11 protein-coding genes, 1 tRNA gene and 1 other annotated feature are annotated in these 17,095 nt (G+C 53.8%); of the genes, 4 read left to right on the forward strand and 8 right to left on the reverse strand.

The features are described 5' to 3' along the window. The first annotated feature begins 29 nt into the window (after positions 1-29). Complete coding sequence (locus MKY86_RS24465) at positions 30-3,374, forward strand: DEAD/DEAH box helicase (protein WP_076086507.1); 3,345 nt, start codon at positions 30-32, stop codon at positions 3,372-3,374. Positions 3,375-3,731: 357 nt separating this feature from the next. On the opposite strand, the gene MKY86_RS24470 is transcribed toward MKY86_RS24465, so the two are convergent. Then, entirely contained in the window at positions 3,732-5,117 is a 1,386-nt protein-coding gene (locus tag MKY86_RS24470; protein WP_076086510.1) for an exosporium glycoprotein BclB-related protein, read from the reverse strand. Between the two features lie 41 nt (positions 5,118-5,158). Beyond that, positions 5,159-5,518, reverse strand: coding sequence for a hypothetical protein (locus MKY86_RS24475; RefSeq protein ID WP_076086513.1), 360 nt, complete (start codon positions 5,516-5,518; stop codon positions 5,159-5,161). Between the two features lie 204 nt (positions 5,519-5,722). On the opposite strand from MKY86_RS24475, the gene MKY86_RS24480 reads away from it, so the two are divergent. Together MKY86_RS24480 and MKY86_RS24485 are read left to right on the forward strand one after the other, a co-directional pair. Then, positions 5,723-6,028 (forward strand): hypothetical protein, encoded by a 306-nt coding sequence (locus MKY86_RS24480; RefSeq protein WP_076086516.1) that lies wholly within the window; start codon positions 5,723-5,725, stop codon positions 6,026-6,028. A 234-nt stretch (positions 6,029-6,262) separates the two neighbouring features. Next, positions 6,263-6,484: a binding site (T-box leader), on the forward strand. Positions 6,485-6,538: 54 nt separating this feature from the next. Further along, a complete protein-coding gene (locus MKY86_RS24485; RefSeq protein ID WP_340827872.1) occupies positions 6,539-8,674 on the forward strand; it encodes an arginine--tRNA ligase in 2,136 nt (711 codons plus the stop codon). A 318-nt stretch (positions 8,675-8,992) separates the two neighbouring features. On the opposite strand, the gene MKY86_RS24490 is transcribed toward MKY86_RS24485, so the two are convergent. The 3 genes from MKY86_RS24490 to MKY86_RS24500 form a co-directional block, all read right to left on the reverse strand. Continuing rightward, positions 8,993-10,315, reverse strand: a complete 1,323-nt coding sequence (locus tag MKY86_RS24490; protein ID WP_340827549.1) for an IS4 family transposase — start codon at positions 10,313-10,315, stop codon at positions 8,993-8,995. A gap of 804 nt (positions 10,316-11,119) precedes the next feature. Then, positions 11,120-11,193, reverse strand: a tRNA-Arg gene (locus MKY86_RS24495). Between the two features lie 190 nt (positions 11,194-11,383). Next, positions 11,384-11,740 (reverse strand): hypothetical protein, encoded by a 357-nt coding sequence (locus MKY86_RS24500; RefSeq protein WP_076083164.1) that lies wholly within the window; start codon positions 11,738-11,740, stop codon positions 11,384-11,386. Between the two features lie 148 nt (positions 11,741-11,888). Here MKY86_RS24500 and asnB point away from each other — a divergent pair, with 148 nt between their 5' ends. Continuing rightward, positions 11,889-13,733, forward strand: coding sequence for an asparagine synthase (glutamine-hydrolyzing) (asnB, locus tag MKY86_RS24505; RefSeq protein ID WP_076083161.1), 1,845 nt, complete (start codon positions 11,889-11,891; stop codon positions 13,731-13,733). A 79-nt stretch (positions 13,734-13,812) separates the two neighbouring features. Here asnB and MKY86_RS24510 read toward each other — a convergent pair whose 3' ends face one another. The 3 genes from MKY86_RS24510 to MKY86_RS24520 are packed head-to-tail and all read right to left on the reverse strand — an operon-like array spanning position 13,813 to position 17,054. Then, positions 13,813-14,562: a class I SAM-dependent methyltransferase gene (locus MKY86_RS24510; protein ID WP_076083158.1), complete on the reverse strand. Its 750-nt coding sequence runs from the start codon at positions 14,560-14,562 to the stop codon at positions 13,813-13,815. Positions 14,563-14,598: 36 nt separating this feature from the next. Further along, a complete protein-coding gene (locus tag MKY86_RS24515) occupies positions 14,599-16,230 on the reverse strand; it encodes a nickel ABC transporter substrate-binding protein (RefSeq protein ID WP_076083155.1) in 1,632 nt (543 codons plus the stop codon). Next, on the reverse strand, positions 16,227-17,054 hold the full coding sequence (locus MKY86_RS24520) for an ATP-binding cassette domain-containing protein (protein ID WP_076083152.1): 828 nt from the start codon (positions 17,052-17,054) through the stop codon (positions 16,227-16,229). The genes MKY86_RS24515 and MKY86_RS24520 overlap by 4 nt, the downstream gene beginning before the upstream one ends. Positions 17,055-17,095: the final 41 nt, after the last annotated feature.

A 17,095-nucleotide genomic window follows, 5' to 3' on the forward strand; every position in this document is an offset into this window, starting at 1 on the left:
ATAGAAGCAATAAAAGGAAGTGAGTATACGTGGGTTATCAGGTGCCGGAACGGGTAATCAAGCTGCTGTGCGGCAATGCTGCTTTTGACCAGGGAGTGGCTTATTATCATGCCCATAAGGTGGATCTTGTCTATACGGAGCATAACGAGGAAGACGAATATTCCAAATACCGCGCTGAGGTCCATGGGCTGGAGAGCCATGAGATCGCGCTGATTATCGACAGTGACGGGGATGTGCAGGGGGAATGCACCTGCCCGGCTTACTATCACGGCGGCCCCTTCTGCAAGCATATTGCGGCGGCGCTGGTGGCGGTCCTCTACCGCAGCCGGGCTGCCGGAGCTGACCAGGCGGCGGATATTCAGGCAGATGCGGAGGAGATTTATCCCGCAAGGGACGGCAGTCTGCCGCTCGTGCAAGGCAGCTCTCCCCTCTCCGGGGCAGAGCACAGGGAGCGCAGCGCAGACCGGCAGCTGGTGAACAGCATGCTCGGAATATTCACCGGAGGGCGGCAGCTGCCAAGCGGTGCCGGCACGTATATCGACCTGCGGACACCGCTCCAGGTCGAGTTCATCTGCCGGCCCTTCAACATCGGCTACAACAGCACGATGCTTGGAATCGAAGTGAAGCTGGGCCCCAAGCGCCTCTATATCGCGCAGAAGATCAGACCTTTTCTGGAGCAGGTTCGCCGGGGCAAGCCTTTTGAGTTCACAGCGCACTTCAGCTATGATCCCGCCCTGCACAGCTTCTCCAAGGAAGATAATGAGGTCCTGCTGAAGCTGATTGAGATCATGCAGAATGAGAAGGTCTACAACAGCCTCAACAATCCGTATGCTACCGGCTCCAGCCATCCGGGAAATGACCGGCTGTTGCCGGTGGCCCCTTTTTTCTGGAAGAGTCTGTACCCCCTGCTAGAAGCAGCACCTGCCGTACGTCTTCAGCATGGACAGCTTCTGCTGGACCGCTTGTCCCTCTCGGAGGAGCCGCTGCCGCTCAGCTTCCAATTCGATCAAGCACAGGAGGAAGGCTACCGGCTGGACGTCCGGGGGCTTGAGCAGCTTACGATTCTGGAGAGCTACGGGCTGGTCTTGACCGAAGGCAGGCTGCTGAAGCTCCCGGCGCAGGAATGCGGGCGTCTCTCCGAGCTGAAGCGGATGCTCAGCGGCAGCCGGCGGGATAGCCTGGCGATTGCACCTGAGCAGATGGAGCCCTTCATGGAGACGGTCATTCCCGGACTGAAGAAGCTTGGCAGGGTAAGCATTGCCGACGCCATCGCGGACCGGATCGTCCAGACCCGGCTACACGCCAGACTCTACCTGGACCGGGTAAGGGACCGGCTGTTGGCCGGGCTGGAATTCCAGTACGGCGGGATCGTCATCAATCCGCTGGAGGAGAAGGCGCATGAGCGGAGCAGCGAGGTCATACTGATGCGGGACGGGGAAGCGGAGCGGCGGATTCTGGACCTGATGGCGCATGAGTCCTTCTCGCGGACCGAGAGCGGATATATCATGCGTGACGAGGACGGGGAATTCGACTTCCTGCACCATACCATCCCGCTCTTGGAACCGCTGCTTCAGGTCTATGCGACCACTGCGGTCAAGCAGCGGGTGCTTACGGAGCATGCAGCGCCCAAGGTCAGCCTGAGCTGGAACGAGAAGACCGACTGGCTGGACTTCAAGTTCGCCATGGAGGGCATTACGGAGAAGGACATTACAGAGGTCCTGAAATCTCTCCAGGAAAAGCGTAAATATCACCGGCTCAAGGACGGAGCCCTGCTCCCGCTGGATACCGCTGAGTTCCAGGAGATTATCGCGCTGATGAACGAGCTGGGCGTCCGCAGCGTGGATATCCGGAGTACCGAGTTCTCCCTGCCGCTGGTCCGCGCCCTTCATCTCCATGCAGGCACCGTCCAGGGGCAGACCATCCAGACCGGACGCTCCTTCAGGCGGCTGCTGGCCAACATGGCGAGTCCCGAGAATCTGGACTTCCCAGTGCCGGAGAGTCTGGCTCCCGTGCTGCGGGATTACCAGCAGTACGGCTTCCAGTGGATGAGGACGCTGGCCCATTACCGCTTCGGCGGGATTCTGGCGGACGATATGGGCCTTGGCAAAACACTGCAGAGCATCACCTTCCTGCTCTCGATGCGGGAAGACATCCGGCAGAGCGGCGTGCCTGCGCTTATTGTGGCGCCGGCCTCCCTGCTCTATAACTGGCTTAACGAGCTGAAGCGCTTTGCCCCGGAGCTTCAGGCGGTCATTGCCGACGGCACCGCCGGTGAACGCAGCCGGGCCCTGCGGAACACGGCCGGGCATGATGTCATCATCACCTCGTACCCGCTGCTGCGCAGAGATGTGGATGAGTATGCCAAGCAGTCGTTCCATACGCTCATTCTGGATGAAGCGCAGATGATTAAGAATCATGAGACCCAGACCGCGCAGGCGGTCAGATTGCTTCAGGCCCGCTACCGCTTTGCGCTGACCGGTACACCGGTGGAGAATGCACTGGAGGACCTGTGGTCGATCTTCAGCGTCGTTTTCCCCGGCCTGTTCCCCGGGAAGAAGGCGTTCCATGACCTTCCCCGGGAGACGGTCGCCAGGCGCGCCCGCCCCTTCCTGCTGCGCCGCCTGAAGAGCGATGTGCTGAAGGAGCTGCCGGACAAAATCGAGTCCCTCCAGGCCTCCGAGCTGCTGCCGGAGCAGAAAAGGCTCTATGTCGCCTACCTGGCCAGATTGCGCAAAGAAGCGCTTAAGCATCTGGACAGCGACAGCTTCGGGAACGGCCGGCTCAAGGTGCTGGCCGGACTGACCCGGCTTCGCCAGCTGTGCTGCCATCCCGCCCTGTTCGTGGACGGATATACCGGAGGCTCCGGCAAATTCGAGCAGCTGCTGGAGATCATCGACGAATGCCGCAGCTCCGGCAAGCGGATGCTGATCTTCTCGCAGTTCACGCAGATGCTCGGTATGATCGGGCGCGAGCTGGCGCTGCTCGGGATTCCGCATTTCTATCTGGATGGACAGACCCCGGCCTCCCAGCGGGTTGAGCTGTGCAGCCGCTTCAATGAAGGCGAGCGCGACCTGTTCCTGATCTCACTGAAGGCGGGCGGCACCGGCCTCAACCTGACCGGCGCCGATACGGTCATTCTCTATGACCTGTGGTGGAACCCTGCGGTCGAACAGCAGGCCGCCGACCGCGCCCACCGGATCGGGCAGAAAAAGATCGTCCAGGTCATCCGCCTGGTCGCCCAGGGTACGGTGGAGGATAAAATGTACGAGCTGCAGCAGAAAAAGAAAAACCTGATTGACGAGGTGATCCAGCCGGGGCAGGAGGCGTTGTCGAGCCTCAGCGAGCATGATATACGTGAGATCTTGTCGATCTGACCTGCCAGTGTCTGTGGCAGGTTGGTACTCATGCCAACGCAGCCTGAGGCTGGTGAATTAATGCATGCTGCTCAACCCTTCCTCAGCTCTGCTGTACTTTGTGCAACAGAACACTTCCAAAATCGTTGAGAAATTGAACCTGCTGTACTTCGTACACTAGAATTTCGGGTCAACGCTGTTTTTGAGCAGAAATCCGGGAATCAAGTGTATGAAGTGCAATAGAATGCTTTTCTGAGCGGAAAAGTACGGTTTCTATTGCACAAAGTGCAATCACCTCGAAAGGCAACAGGGACTCTCCTAAGCGATCACGCTCGGGAGGTCCCTGTTCTTTATATCCTATGGCATACCGCTACTGAATTAGACGATGGTAAGTCCTGCACTGGCATAACCAGGAATAGTTACCGCTGCATCTGTTCCACCTGTATTTGCAGCAGAGAAGACCATCAGCAGACGGGTTCCGGCAGTTACCGGTATTGACAGCCCTGCAGTTAATCCACTGCTGATCGTACCTAGGGTAACAGGACCTGTCAACGCAGGGGCTAACGTGACCAACGCTCCGGTAATAGGGGTGAACGCATTATTCGGAGTAACCGATTGATACAATTGTGCCGTTACAGTCATTGTAGATCCTGTGAGTGCGACTGTATCCGATGTGCTGAAATAAGCTGCCAGCGAAGTTATGGTGCCATCGTGGGGCACAGAGAAGGCAACATTGAGCATTGTGCCCGCCGAACCAGTCAGATCAATGGTTCCGGCTGGCACGCCTGCGACACCTGTCACGGTGTTGCCGAAGCCCACCAGACTGGAGGTATTGTTCACTCCTCCCACGACAGTCGTCATTTCTGCAGGAATCCCGGATGCATAAGGGATAATTGCCCCTGAGCCTGTAGCTCCGGTCATGCCGGTCGGCCCAGTCTCACCTGCTCCTGTCACACCGGTCGGCCCTGTTATTCCTGTCATGCCGGTCTCGCCTGTCGCTCCAGTCTCACCTGCTCCTGTCACACCAGTCGGCCCTGTTATTCCTGTCATACCGGTCTCACCGGTCGCTCCAGTTTCACCAGCACCTGTCACACCTGTCACGCCTGTAGCTCCGGTCATACCGGTCTCACCGGTCGCTCCAGTTTCGCCTGCGCCTGTTACTCCTGTAACTCCGGTCATACCGGTATCACCGACTGCTCCGCCTCCAGCGCCCGTAGCTCCTTTAGCCCCGGTCTCACCCGGATTGCCTGTAGCCCCTGTAGCCCCAGTCAGACCTGTGGCCCCTGTAGCTCCGGTTGCTCCGGTATCTCCGCCGCCAGAACCAGCAGGACCTGTTGCTCCTGCCGGACCTGCTGGACCTGCTGGACCTGTTGCTCCTGCCGGACCGGTGGTTCCGGCAGTGCCGGAACCTTCCCCTAGCAATTCTTCTGAGACCAGGCGGTGAGCAGTAACCAGCGCACCGGTACTGCTCTTGCCCCAGACCGATACCTGGATTGGGTCATCCGCAGTCACAGATGTCACAAATGTAAATTCAAAAGCGTCCAGATCGGCATAATAGGTTTTAGTTACCGACTGATTCGGGTTAACATTATTCGCCTCGCTGACATACAGATTTCTCACTCCGCCGCTCAAATAATAACCTTTAACTGTTATTGTTGAGGCAGTAGTTTCGCTGCGGTTATCAATCCTTACCGTAACCTGGGTAGTTGGTCTCACTCCGTTAACCCTATTATTTTCTATGGGTCCCGTGGATAAAAAGGTCATTGTGTTCAGTCCTCCTGTTTATAATCATTTTTAACGGGAATTTATACTTCCGGGTTTAGTTGCTCATGTGCAACCACACGATGAGCATTCACCAGCTGACCGGATGATGTTTTTCCCCATACTGAAATTCCGATTTCCTCTTCATCTGCTTCTTCAGTCGTAAATACAAATTCATAGGCATCCAGATCGGCAAAATAACTTCTGGTCACCGCTTCATTAGGGGCAACATTAATAAGTTCACTTACATACAGCGTTCTTGTCGTTCCCAGTACATAACCCTGAATGCTGACAGCCGAAGTGACAGCCGTATCCCGCTTCACTATTCTTACTGTTACAGTCTGTGTAGGTCTGACTCCTGAAACGGCATTATTCTCAATAGGTCCTGTTGATAATATCGCCATCCCGCTCCCTCCCTTCTGCCTCTAAACTCAGTCACGGCGATTGAGTTTAATCGCTCGACATATTCATATTCAAGTATTGGTATAACGGTGTGGACACAGGCCTTAGCCTATTCACCAATATCTGCAGAGACGCATATCTTTTACTAAGGAATACCGCCCACGCTGCGCTTCCCCTACGAACGCCGAACGGAAGAAGGGACTCCCATGCCCCCTCCAGGAAAAGGAAAGAAGCCCGCCGCCAAAAAAACACCGTCCAGCTCCAAAACCCAGACACCTAAGGGGCTTGAATTTGCCGTAGCTGCCCTTCTGTTGACCGGCAAGCTGAAAGTAGACTCTATCCAGATGTACACGGACGCGTCGATGTTCGTCAGTCTGGTAGGCAAATATAAAACCTTAAGCGAGCTAAGTAGTGACAACGTCGATAAGCTGGTCAGCTTCCTCGATGACAACAGCAGCCTGACGCTGAACGAGATCATGGCCGCTTTGAAAAAGAAAGCCGAAAACACCTGAACACATACGGAAGTGAAAGTGAGGGAACGGGGCTATGGACAGTTTTGACGGAGAAGGATTTGCCGGCGGACTCCTGCTGGTCATTGTAATTATGCTGCTGATTTATGGTTCAACGGACATCAAGAATCTGACAGGGGCGCCTAGTGACGTGTAATTCTTAACCGGAGGACTCCTGCTGCACAGCAATCTGCTCTTGCTTTCTTTCAGAAATTCGCTATACTGATACAAATCCATATTCAATCGATGACCGGGAGAGTAATGGTCTTATATCTAGTCCCCAGCGAGCCGGGAAAGTGGAAGCCGGTACAGATTAGAACCATGAAGCGCACCCGTGAGATGGACTTCTGAACCTTGTAGTAGGAAGCCCCGGCCGAGGACCGTTAACCTGTAAGGTGGCTGAACCGCAAGGCTCAGCAACAAGAGTGGTACCGCGAGCGCACAAGCCTCGTCTCTTAGGAGATGAAGGCTTTTTTTGTCGTTATTTTATTCAGGAGGTTGTTATTCATGCCAATGCTAAGTGAGCTAATCCAAGAAAGCCTGAAGCAGTCTGTTCACAAAATCGCGCTAACCCTGGGCGTGCCCGCCATCGCTGAAGTAAATGTTGCCCTGGAGCAGCCGGCGAGTGCTGACCACGGGGATTATTCAAGCAATATCGCCATGCAGCTGGCCCGCCACTTGCGCAAAGCTCCGCTTGCCATCGCCGGGCTGATCGTCGCTGAGCTCGAAGCTTCGGGCTCTGTTCACGGACTGGTGCTGAGAACCGAGGTTGCCGGTCCGGGGTTTATTAATATGTATCTGGATTGGCAGGCCTGGGCACGGGCGAAGGGGAATTTCACTCTGCCTCAGCATACAGTAGGGTCGAAGGTGATCGTCGAGCATACCTCCGTCAACCCCAATAAAAGTATGCATATCGGCCACCTGAGAAACTCCTGTATCGGGGACGCGCTGGTGAGAGTACTGCGGGCGACCGGCCATACTGTTGAGGTACACAACTATGTCGATGATCTCGGCAATCAGCTGGCAGATACCGTAGCCGGCCTGCTGAATGTTCCGCTGGTGGGAGCCCATGTCCGGTTCGGAGACTACTGCTGGGACATCTATGCCGAGATTAACAAAACGTACGCGCAGCAGCCGGAAATGGTGCAGAAGCGGACTGAGATTCTTCACGCTCTGGAAGAGGGCCATGGCAACACCGCCTGGATTGGCACACTCGTCGCCGGGCAGATCGTGAGAGAGCATGTAGAGGAGATGCGGGGGTTCGGCATTGACTACGATCTGCTGGTGTGGGAGAGCAACATTCTGAAGGAGGGCTTCTGGGCCTCGGCATTCGAGCTTCTGTCGCAGACGGAGATCTTCGTGCAGGAGACGGAAGGCAAGCTGGCAGGCTGCTGGATTCTGAAGCAACCCGCTGAAGACGCTAGACCAGACACGCTGGAGGAGCATCAGAAGGATAAGGTACTGGTGCGTTCGAACGGAATTCTGACCTATACTGCCAAGGACATCGCCTATCATCTGTGGAAGTTCGGACTGCTGGAGAAGGACTTCAGCTACAGTGAATTTCAGAGCGGGCTGTGGACGACCGGCTTGAGCGGACAGGTTCTGCCTTTTGGACGGGCGGACCAGGTCGTGAACGTCATCGATTACCGGCAGGAATATCCGCAGCAGATGGTCAAGCAGGCGCTCAAGGCACTGGGATTCGGTGCGCAGGCAGACGCGCTGCATCATGTCAGCTATGGGGTGGTCTCGCTGAGTCCCGCTGCTGCGGCCGGGCTGGGCATTGATACCTCCAGCGGCAAAAGCTCCTACGCCATGTCCGGGCGCCAGGGAATTGGCATTAAGGTAACCGAGCTGGTCCGGCTCATGGAAGACATGATTGAATCCACCCGTTCGGACAAAAACGGCCTGTCCAGCCGGCTCATCGCCACCGCTGCCATCCGTTACTACCTGCTGCGCTTCAATCTGGGCACCGAGATTGTGTTCGACTTCAAGCAGGCGATGGAAATCTCCGGAAACACCGGCGTCTACCTGATGTACGCCTATGCCCGGGCGCAGCGCGTGCTTAGTAAGGCCGCTTCGGCGGGTGGCGGGAGCGGTGTCAGCGAGTCCGGCGCTAGCGAGTCTGACGTTGGAGAGTCTGATGTGGGCGAGTTCGACGCTAGCGAGTCTGGCGGTGGCGAGTTCGGCGGTGGCGAGTTCGGCGGTGGCGAGTCCGGCGGTGGCGAGTCCGGCGGTGGCGAGTTCGGCGCTAGCGAGTCTGGCGGTGGCGAGTCCGGCGGTGGCGAGTTCGGCGGTGGCGAGTTCGGCGGTGGCGAGTTCGGCGGTGGCGAGTCCGGCGGTGGCGAGTCCGACGTTGGCGAGGTGCCGCTGTTCCCGGCGCAGCTTGAAGCGGCTGAGCTTGCCCTGCTGAGACAGCTCAGCTTGTGGCAAGACACACTCTACACAGCAAGCCGGGAGCTTACGCCGAATACAATCTGTAACTATGCCTATTCCCTGGCCTCGTTGTTCAGTAACTTCTACTCAGCTTGTCCGATTCTCAAGGGCGAGGAAGCCCGCATTACCTTCCGCCTGTGGCTGACCCGGAGCTTCACCGAGACGCTCGGCGAGGCGCTCGACGTACTCGGTCTGCCTAAGCCGGAGCGGATGTAGACGCGCTGAGTCTACATCCGTTTAAGAACATACCTGCTCTATGGGATGAATGAGCAGGAACCTATGCGGGTCTGTGCAGCTTGCACGGCTCCCCCTTCTCCATCCGCCCACTTCTGGGTGCATCCTGTGTAATGAGGTGCACTTGTACCAATGTCATTAAGATAAGTTCAAAGATAAGTTTGGAATTAATAAAGAGAATCCAAAACGGTATGGGGGAAACGTCCTATGCCGTTTGTTTTTGGTGTAAGGAAGGAAAAAAGCGCATAGCAAACAAAGCGGATGGAAGATCCACTTAAAAAAATGTTCATGCGAACCGAATTATGCTACTCTGTAGACGAAGCTAATGGCGGATTTGCTACGTATTCTGCGTGTATTCCTTTGCCCAGGACGGGTGAGACGAATCGGCAAAATATTTTTGCGAATCAAAGCTTCCACATCAGGCGGGGGTCCATCGCCCTTGGAGCGCAGGAAATGTCTACAGACGTGAACGGCCACCGTGAAGTTGACTTGGTAGAGGTGCCGTTTATCCTTTTGGGAAATGACTACGTGCGAGGTAATCATTTCAGCGAAATTGTAGAGGATCATTCTTGCGAATATCTCTTGGGTAATGGACTCTTGCTTCTTTGCGTGAAAATGGGTCAGACCGATGGTGTATTTTAAGGCCCGGAAAGAGGTCTCAATCCCCCATCGCAGGTGATACAGTTCCCGGAGTTCATCCGGTGAGAATTCAGCAGCCGGTAGATTGGTAATGACGGTTTCATAATCGCCACTGGGCAGGAGGAAACGAACCACCCGAAAGGAAATCGGGTAAAACAGGTTCTTTTGCATGTCCAGAAAATCAAAGCTAGAGGTGGCCGGAAGAATTTTATAGATTTCGGGGTGATCCCTGAACGCTTTCGTTCGTTTTTTAGTCAGCGTCAGGTGAATCTCCTGATCAAACGCCCCTTCAAAGGTCAAGTGCAAGCCCGAAAGAATGCCATTCGTATGCAAATCCTTGACCCGTATGACGTACTTCCATCCTTTCCGTTCCAGATGCGCGAACGTATTGTAGCTTTCCAATCCTCGATCCGCCAACACAATGACGTTCCCCTGAATAGGGGACCGATCCACCATCGTGGACAGCGCCCTTCCTTCGTTGCGCAGCTTTCGAGGTTGAAGGATGGCGTCCACGTAAAGCCGGTTACAGAGGTCATAAGCAGCGTTCAAGTGCAGAAGGTTAAAGCCTTTCGAGTGGGGCTGACTTTGAGAATAGGTCAACGGGTCCGCAGGATCTGTTGCAATATGCAGATCGGAACCGTCAATGGCCAATAATCGATAGCCTCGATAATCCTTGAATTCCGTATGGGACGCGGTAAAGGTGTGAAACAAAGATTCGACCGCAGACGGCAAAATTTTATTTCTTTGCTGAACAAAAGCAGAAGAAGTTGCGGTGTTAACGTCATAGCCCTGCGATTCCAACAGTTCCTTATAGAGGCTGTTGCCGCCCATAAAGATCAGGGTTTGCATAACCATTTCAAAGGGTAGTTTTTTCGTTCGGGTAAAATCCTTTCCCGGGTTTCTGACGTAAGGCGCGGGGGCAGCCGCCATCTCACGGATGAGAGATGTCAGTCTGTCTTTCAGCGAATTTGCATAAGCATTCATTGGCGTAACCTCCTCGTTTTTTCAAGGGGCTTCGCCACACGTTTTCTACGGATTGTCAAGATTTTTGTGTGCAAAAAAAGAGCAGGCTATCTTTTCGATAACCTGCCTTTTTCTTGTTTTTGGCTCTATATCTTAACTTAATGACATTGGCACTTGTACACCTTATTTCCGCATTTGGTCCGCATCCGGTGAATTCAGGGGCACTTCTGCACCTCATTTCCGCATTTGGCCCGCATCCGGTGAATTCAGGGGCACTTCTGCACCTTATTTCCGCATTTGGTCCGCATCCGCTGAATTCAGGTGCACTTCTGCACCTTATTTCCGCATTTGGCCCGCATCCGCTGAATTCAGGGGCACTTCTGCACCTTATTTCCGCATTTGGCCCGCATCCGCTGAATTCAAGTGCACATGTGCTCCTCATTTGCTCATTTGGCTCACATCTGGTGAACTCAGGGGTACTTATACACTACATTCGCTCATTTGGGCTGCATTCAATAAATTCAGTGTACTAAGATCACTTTGGGATGGATGGTTTTGGGCTCTTTAGAATGTTATGAATTTCGCATCTCGCTTAAACAGCGGAGAGAACGGAACGACCCGCGGAAAAGCGATAGCGGTCGCCTTTGTCTCCGGATTTTTACCGATTAGGGAAATAAATAAAATTTGGAGACAACAGCGATTGTAACAACGGTCCGTTCGCGGAGCGTCCACCCAAGCGTCTACGTTGATCCTACTCAAAATAAAAGGGGGTTCTCATCCTCCGGACGTCAAAACAGCCCTCCCGAAGGAAGGCTGTTTCTATGACGTCCCGGAAGGGATTCGAACCCCCGACCGTGCGCTTAGAAGGCGCATGCTCTATCCAACTGAGCTACCGGGACATGTAGGATAACGTTGTATCACTTGAAGCTTTTGAAGAGATATGTATTAACGCAACGTTATTTATTATACCTGATTCACCAGAATTAGCAAGACCAAACTCTTCCAGTTAAGAAGCTTCCCGCAACCACCGTCACGGAAAGCCTCCTGCTCTATAGTTAAGCCTGGACATGACCTGCGGAAGATGTGGGCTCAGGGAACCTGCCGGAAGTGCTCGCCCAGTTGCCGCTTCAGATCGCCGAAGATCAGCAGCTCGCGCTGGAACTTGGAGCGTTCATCCTCCGGGGTCATCACCGTACTGCCGGTGAAGCCGCTGACCGTAACGTCCTGGAAGGCATCATGCAGATTATTGTCGAACCAGTCGGTGGCCGTATCCGCATCATTCGTCAGAATCCGGACAATTTCATAGCCCTCCTCGCGCTGATCCTCAACAATATACACCAGCAGTGCGGAATCGCCCACAGCTCCCGGCAATACGCCAACCTCTGCGCAAGGCGCACCGTCGTAATCAGTCATTCTGCGGATTTTGGCGTCTTTAATGTAATACACTTGTCATCATCCCTCCTGGCAAATTTCCCTCTCCCCTAGTGTTCGGATAAGGACATACATTTTATCCCTTCAATCGGCATATATCTGTATTACTTGGCAAAAAAGAAAGGACAGACAACAATCGCACAAAAGAGAGGATGAATCAGACATGTGCGGAATAACCGGATTTGTCCAGTGGCGCGGTGATCTTACCGGGCAATCGCAGCTGCTCGTCAGAATGACCGAAACGTTAGCCAACCGCGGACCGGATGCAGCCGGAACCTGGATTTCAGGGCCTATTGCCTTCGGACACCGCCGACTCAGCGTCATCGATCCCGAGAACGGTGCACAGCCGATGATTGCCCGCCATGAGGATAAGTTATACGCTATAGTATATAACGGCGAGCTATATAATGCCCCTGAGCTGAAAAAAGAACTGAAGCAGCGCGGGCATCATTTTCTCACGGAATGCGATACCGAGGTTCTGCTGCATGCCTACATCGAATGGGGGCCGGATTGCACGGAGAAGCTCAATGGCATCTTCGCCTTCGCCGTCTGGGACAGCTTGCGCGATCAGGTGTTCCTGGCCCGCGACCGTCTGGGCGTGAAGCCGCTGTTCTACAGCCAAGTGGAGGACGTCTTCGTCTTCGGGTCCGAGCCCAAGGCGCTGCTGCAGCATCCCCTCGTCCAGCCGAAGGTCGGGCCGGAGGGTCTGGCCGAGATTTTCATTATTGGCCCGGCACGGACCCCGGGACAAGGGGTATACAAAGATATATTCGAGCTTCGTCCTGGGTCTGCCATGATTTACAGCCGCAGCGGAATCCGCAGCTATGCTTACTGGAAGCTGGAGAGCGTCCAGCATACCGATAACGTGGATGCGACGGCAGCACGGGTGCGTGAATTGCTTCAGGATACGCTGGAGCGCCAGCTGGTCTCCGATGTTCCGGTCTGCTCGCTGCTCTCCGGCGGACTCGATTCCAGCGCCCTGACTGCGCTTGCCGTGGATTATTACAAGCGGACCGGCCAGGGCCGGGTCGATACCTTCTCGGTCGATTATGTAGACAACGATAAGCATTTCAAAAGCCATTCCTTCCAGCCCGGAGCCGACGGTCCCTGGATTCAGCGGATGGTCGATGAGCTGGACACGAACCATCACTTTATCGCTTTTGACACACCGGAGCTGGTAGCCGCTCTCGATAATGCCCTGTACTCCCGCGATTTGCCGGGGATGACCGACGTGGATTCCTCACTCTATTTGTTCTGCCAGGAGATCAAAAAGAAGGCCACAGTAGCCATCTCAGGCGAAGCAGCAGACGAAATCTTCGGCGGCTATCCCTGGTTCCACCGTGAGGAGATGTTATCTTCCGGTACCTTCCCCTGGTCAGTGGCCCCCAATATGCGTGCCGGATTATTATCGCCGGAAATCCGGGAGTGGATACGTCCGCTGGAATATTTAGGAGACCGGTACAGCGATGCGGTGGCTGAGGTACCGAAGCTTGACGGCGAGACCGGCAAACAGGCACAGATGCGGGTGATGTCCTATCTCAACATAACCCGCTTCATGCCGACCCTGCTGGACCGTAAGGACCGGATGAGCATGGGCGTGGGACTGGAGGTACGCGTTCCGTATTGTGACCACCGGCTGGTGCAATATGTTTTTAACATTCCATGGGAGATTAAGATGGTAGGCAACCGGGAGAAAGGCATCCTGCGCAAGGCACTGGAGGGCGTACTGCCGGACGATGTGCTCTACCGCAAAAAAAGCCCGTACCCCAAAACGCATAACCCTGCCTATCTGAACAAGGTGCGCTCACAGGTATTAAGCATTCTGGACGATCCTTCCTCCCCCATTCTCCCGCTCCTTGATCCGGACAAAATCAGAGAAATCGCGGCATCGCCAGAGTCCTCCACCAATCTGCCGTGGTTCGGCCAGCTGATGTCCGGCCCGCAATTATTCGCTTATCTGGCCCAGGTCAACCTGTGGCTGAAGACATACAATGTGTCGATCGGCTGATGCGCTTCAAACCAAAAACAGCGGCTCTCATCAAAGAGAGTCGCTGTTTTTATTTTACATTTTAGCAAGCCGGTCCGCCTTATTTTTCAGCGCAAATCATGAACAACGGAGTTGACCGGTACAAGACCTGCTGTTGCTCATCCAACACCTGGCCGTTCAGATTCTCTTCCGTATAGACAGCAGAGAAGCCCAGCTCTGTGAGTGTCCGTACATCCCACTCCGGCCGCCACTCTCTGGTCAGTGGTAAGGCCAGGCTCAGACGGTCGGTCTCTTCGATGTTCGTATGATGCGGAAGCTCACCATAGCCCTTATCGATATAGGCCTGCTGATCCTCCCTATGCTTCCGCGCCATCTCTTCATCCCATAGATGACGGTTCCAGTTGGCATCGAAGACCAGCAGCCGTCCCCCGGGCTTGAGTACTCTTGCCCACTCCTTGTAGGCTGACTGCGGAGCGGCAAGACTCCAAGTGACATTGCGGCACACGATGAGATCAAAGCTCTCCGCAGCAAAATCCAGCTTATGCGAGTCCATCTTGCGGAACGTTACATCGACTCCTTCCCGGCTGGAGTGCAGACGCGCCTCTTCCAGCATATTGTCTGTACAATCTATGGCCGTAACCAAATGTCCGGCACTTGAGAGAATGACGGAGAAGAAGCCGGGACCACAGCCAATATCCAGAACATGCAGGCTGTCCTTCTGCGGAGCATGATCAAGGATAAGCTTCAGCCAGGCCTCCCGCTGGAAGCCGTTCAGCTCCTTCTGGATTCCTTCACTATACAGCTCTGCTTCGCCTTCCCAATACTGTTCTACCTCTTGTTGTATACTCATTATCATTCACTCCTTCTTGGCAAGTACTGTATCTTATCATTTACTGTCCACATCCAGCTGGTTCCAAAAGACAGGTGTGAACGTGGTGTACCCCGGCTTGAATCCGGTCACTCTATGATTTACAGCCAATATGTCATCAGGGAAATACACAGCTGCAAACATTGCATCCTGATACATTCTTAAAAATATGGAATCATAAGCACTCTGACGTTCTTGAATATCCATGGCTCCGACTGCGTTATCAATCTGTGCTTCCAGCTCCGTATCAGACCATACCACAGCAGGTGCTTCAGTGGTTCGGTGGAACAGGGACAACAGGAACGAATGCGGATTATAAGCATCATCATAGGTCCGGTACAGGATGAGATCGTAAGCTTTGCTTGTCCATAAGGCATCATAATAAGCATTCGGCTCAAGCACCTGAAGCTTGACGTCAATGCCAATCTCCTTGAGTTCGGACTGAATCAGCTCACTGATGGTCTTCCATTCAGGATATTCCGCCTGCTGAAGTACGAAATTGAATTCAAGCGGGTTTCCGTCCTTCTCGGCAATCCCATCTCCGTCCGCATCCTTATAGCCGGCAGCTGCCAGCAGTTGCTTCGCTTCCCCGGGATCGAAGCCGTACCATGTGTTATTTGACTCTGTGACATAGGGAACGGTCAACGGGAATAGCCCTTTTGCCTCCTGTCCAATACCATTCATGAGATCGTTCACAATGCTTTTTTTGTTCATCGCCAAATTAATTGCTTTGCGGACATTCAGGTCTTGCAGAGCAGGTGTATTATAATTAAAAATCATGAAATGCGAGCTTGTTCCTGGTGACTTTTGCAGAGTTAGTGATGCATCTGCTTCGATCACGGGTACACTTTCGACTGGAAGCTTCCCCATTTGTCCCCCGGCAATATCTACATCCCCGCTTTGCAGCGCCAGTACTCTGGACTGCGGATCAGGAATGACCTTCATAATAATTTTGGACAGCTTCGGCATGTCTCCCCAATAATTAGGATTGCTGACCAGTACGGCTTCCTGATCCGTCTTATAGCTCTCTGCCATCCAAGGACCGGTTCCAATCGCCCGGACGAATGTACCGTTAATATCACCTGCTGGCTCCACTGCGGTAGGGCTGATAATCCGTACCGGTCTTGCAAAGGATAGCTCGGTCAGGAAAGGATAATAGGCTTTGTTAAATGTCATAGTAATCGTATGCTTGTCTGCGACCTCAAGAGATTCCATGGCGGTAGCTACATTCAGTGAATTGGCCGGATCTTTAACCCACCGTTCGAAGGAGAACTTGACTGCATCCGCATTAAATTCCGTACCGTCCGAGAATTTGACACCCTGACGAAGATGGAAGGTATAGACCTTCCCATCCTCAGAGATGTCCCATGACTCCGCAAGCGAAGGCAGGATTTCGCCCTTCTCGCCGTACTCAACTAATCCGTCGTATATCATCGCATGTACATTCATCGAACCCTCATAGGCACCGGCATCCAGCCGGTCAAGACCGGCATCAGCCGCTATGGCAACAGTAATCGCCTTGTCCCCGGAGTCAGAGGCTTGGGCTGCTCTATCAGAATGACCACACCCTGATATCCCCATTATTAATACAAGAAGCAGGATGAATAGTGATGTTGTTAATACAGTTTTTGACTTTGAGCTGGCTCTCATTCTCTGTACTCCTTTTCTCTATCTTTTCTCCTTAAGCGGGGGTCTTGCACAGGTATCGAGGAGAGCAATTTCCGTGTATAAGGGTGGTCTGCTTGCTGCATGAGCCCCTCACCTGATTGCTTCTCCACAATCTCCCCTTGAACCATCACAGCTACACTGTCGCAAAAACGGTTCAAGACCGACAAGTCATGTGTAATGAACACGTAGGATAATTCCAGCTCACGCTTCAATGCCTGCAACAGATCCATCATCTGCTTACGCAAGGTGACATCGAGACTGGAGAACGGTTCATCACAGATGATCAGCTCCGGACGCAGTGCAATAGCTCTCGCAATTCCGACCCGTTGCTGCTGTCCGCCGCTGAGTTCATGCGGATAACTGTGAATGTGCTTCCGCTCAAGTCCAACAAGCTCAAGCGTGTCAGCTATCAGAACTCTGCGCGCGCCGGCTTTCCTCTCCCCGTAGTTCCGCAGAGGCTCTCCGATAATTTGCTCTACTGTGAACAGTGGATTAAAGGAAGCCAGACTGTTCTGGAACACCATTTGCATCCTGCTGCGGATCTGACGCATCTCACTGAAGCTCCAGTCTGTATAATCCATACTCCGGTACAGCATTCTTCCAGAGGACGGTTTCTCCAGTCCCAGCAAGAGTCTGGCTAAGGTACTCTTCCCGCAGCCGCTTTCACCCACCAGTCCCAGGATTTCTCCGCTCTCCAGACTGAAGGACAGATTCTTCACAGCATGCACTCTCCTGATATCAGATGTGAACCACCCCCTTGTCATTCCATACTTCTTATTCAGGCTTACCGCCTCCAGCAGCTTCATGGATCACCACCTCCCCAGTAGAACATGTAATTTCATAGTTG

Origin of the sequence: Paenibacillus sp. FSL R7-0333 (assembly GCF_038000365.1) — a bacterium.
Classification (GTDB): Bacteria; Bacillota; Bacilli; order Paenibacillales; family Paenibacillaceae; genus Paenibacillus_AQ; species Paenibacillus_AQ silagei.

Coding starts and splice junctions, on each gene's coding strand:
- MKY86_RS24470 (WP_076086510.1), bottom strand. CDS start 5,117: ATGACCTTTTTATCCACGGGACCCATAGAAAATAATAGGGTTAACGGA.
- MKY86_RS24475 (WP_076086513.1), bottom strand. CDS start 5,518: ATGGCGATATTATCAACAGGACCTATTGAGAATAATGCCGTTTCAGGA.
- MKY86_RS24480 (WP_076086516.1), top strand. CDS start 5,723: ATGCCCCCTCCAGGAAAAGGAAAGAAGCCCGCCGCCAAAAAAACACCG.
- MKY86_RS24485 (WP_340827872.1), top strand. CDS start 6,539: ATGCTAAGTGAGCTAATCCAAGAAAGCCTGAAGCAGTCTGTTCACAAA.
- MKY86_RS24490 (WP_340827549.1), bottom strand. CDS start 10,315: ATGAATGCTTATGCAAATTCGCTGAAAGACAGACTGACATCTCTCATC.
- asnB (WP_076083161.1), top strand. CDS start 11,889: ATGTGCGGAATAACCGGATTTGTCCAGTGGCGCGGTGATCTTACCGGG.
- MKY86_RS24510 (WP_076083158.1), bottom strand. CDS start 14,562: ATGAGTATACAACAAGAGGTAGAACAGTATTGGGAAGGCGAAGCAGAG.
- MKY86_RS24515 (WP_076083155.1), bottom strand. CDS start 16,230: ATGAGAGCCAGCTCAAAGTCAAAAACTGTATTAACAACATCACTATTC.
- MKY86_RS24520 (WP_076083152.1), bottom strand. CDS start 17,054: ATGAAGCTGCTGGAGGCGGTAAGCCTGAATAAGAAGTATGGAATGACA.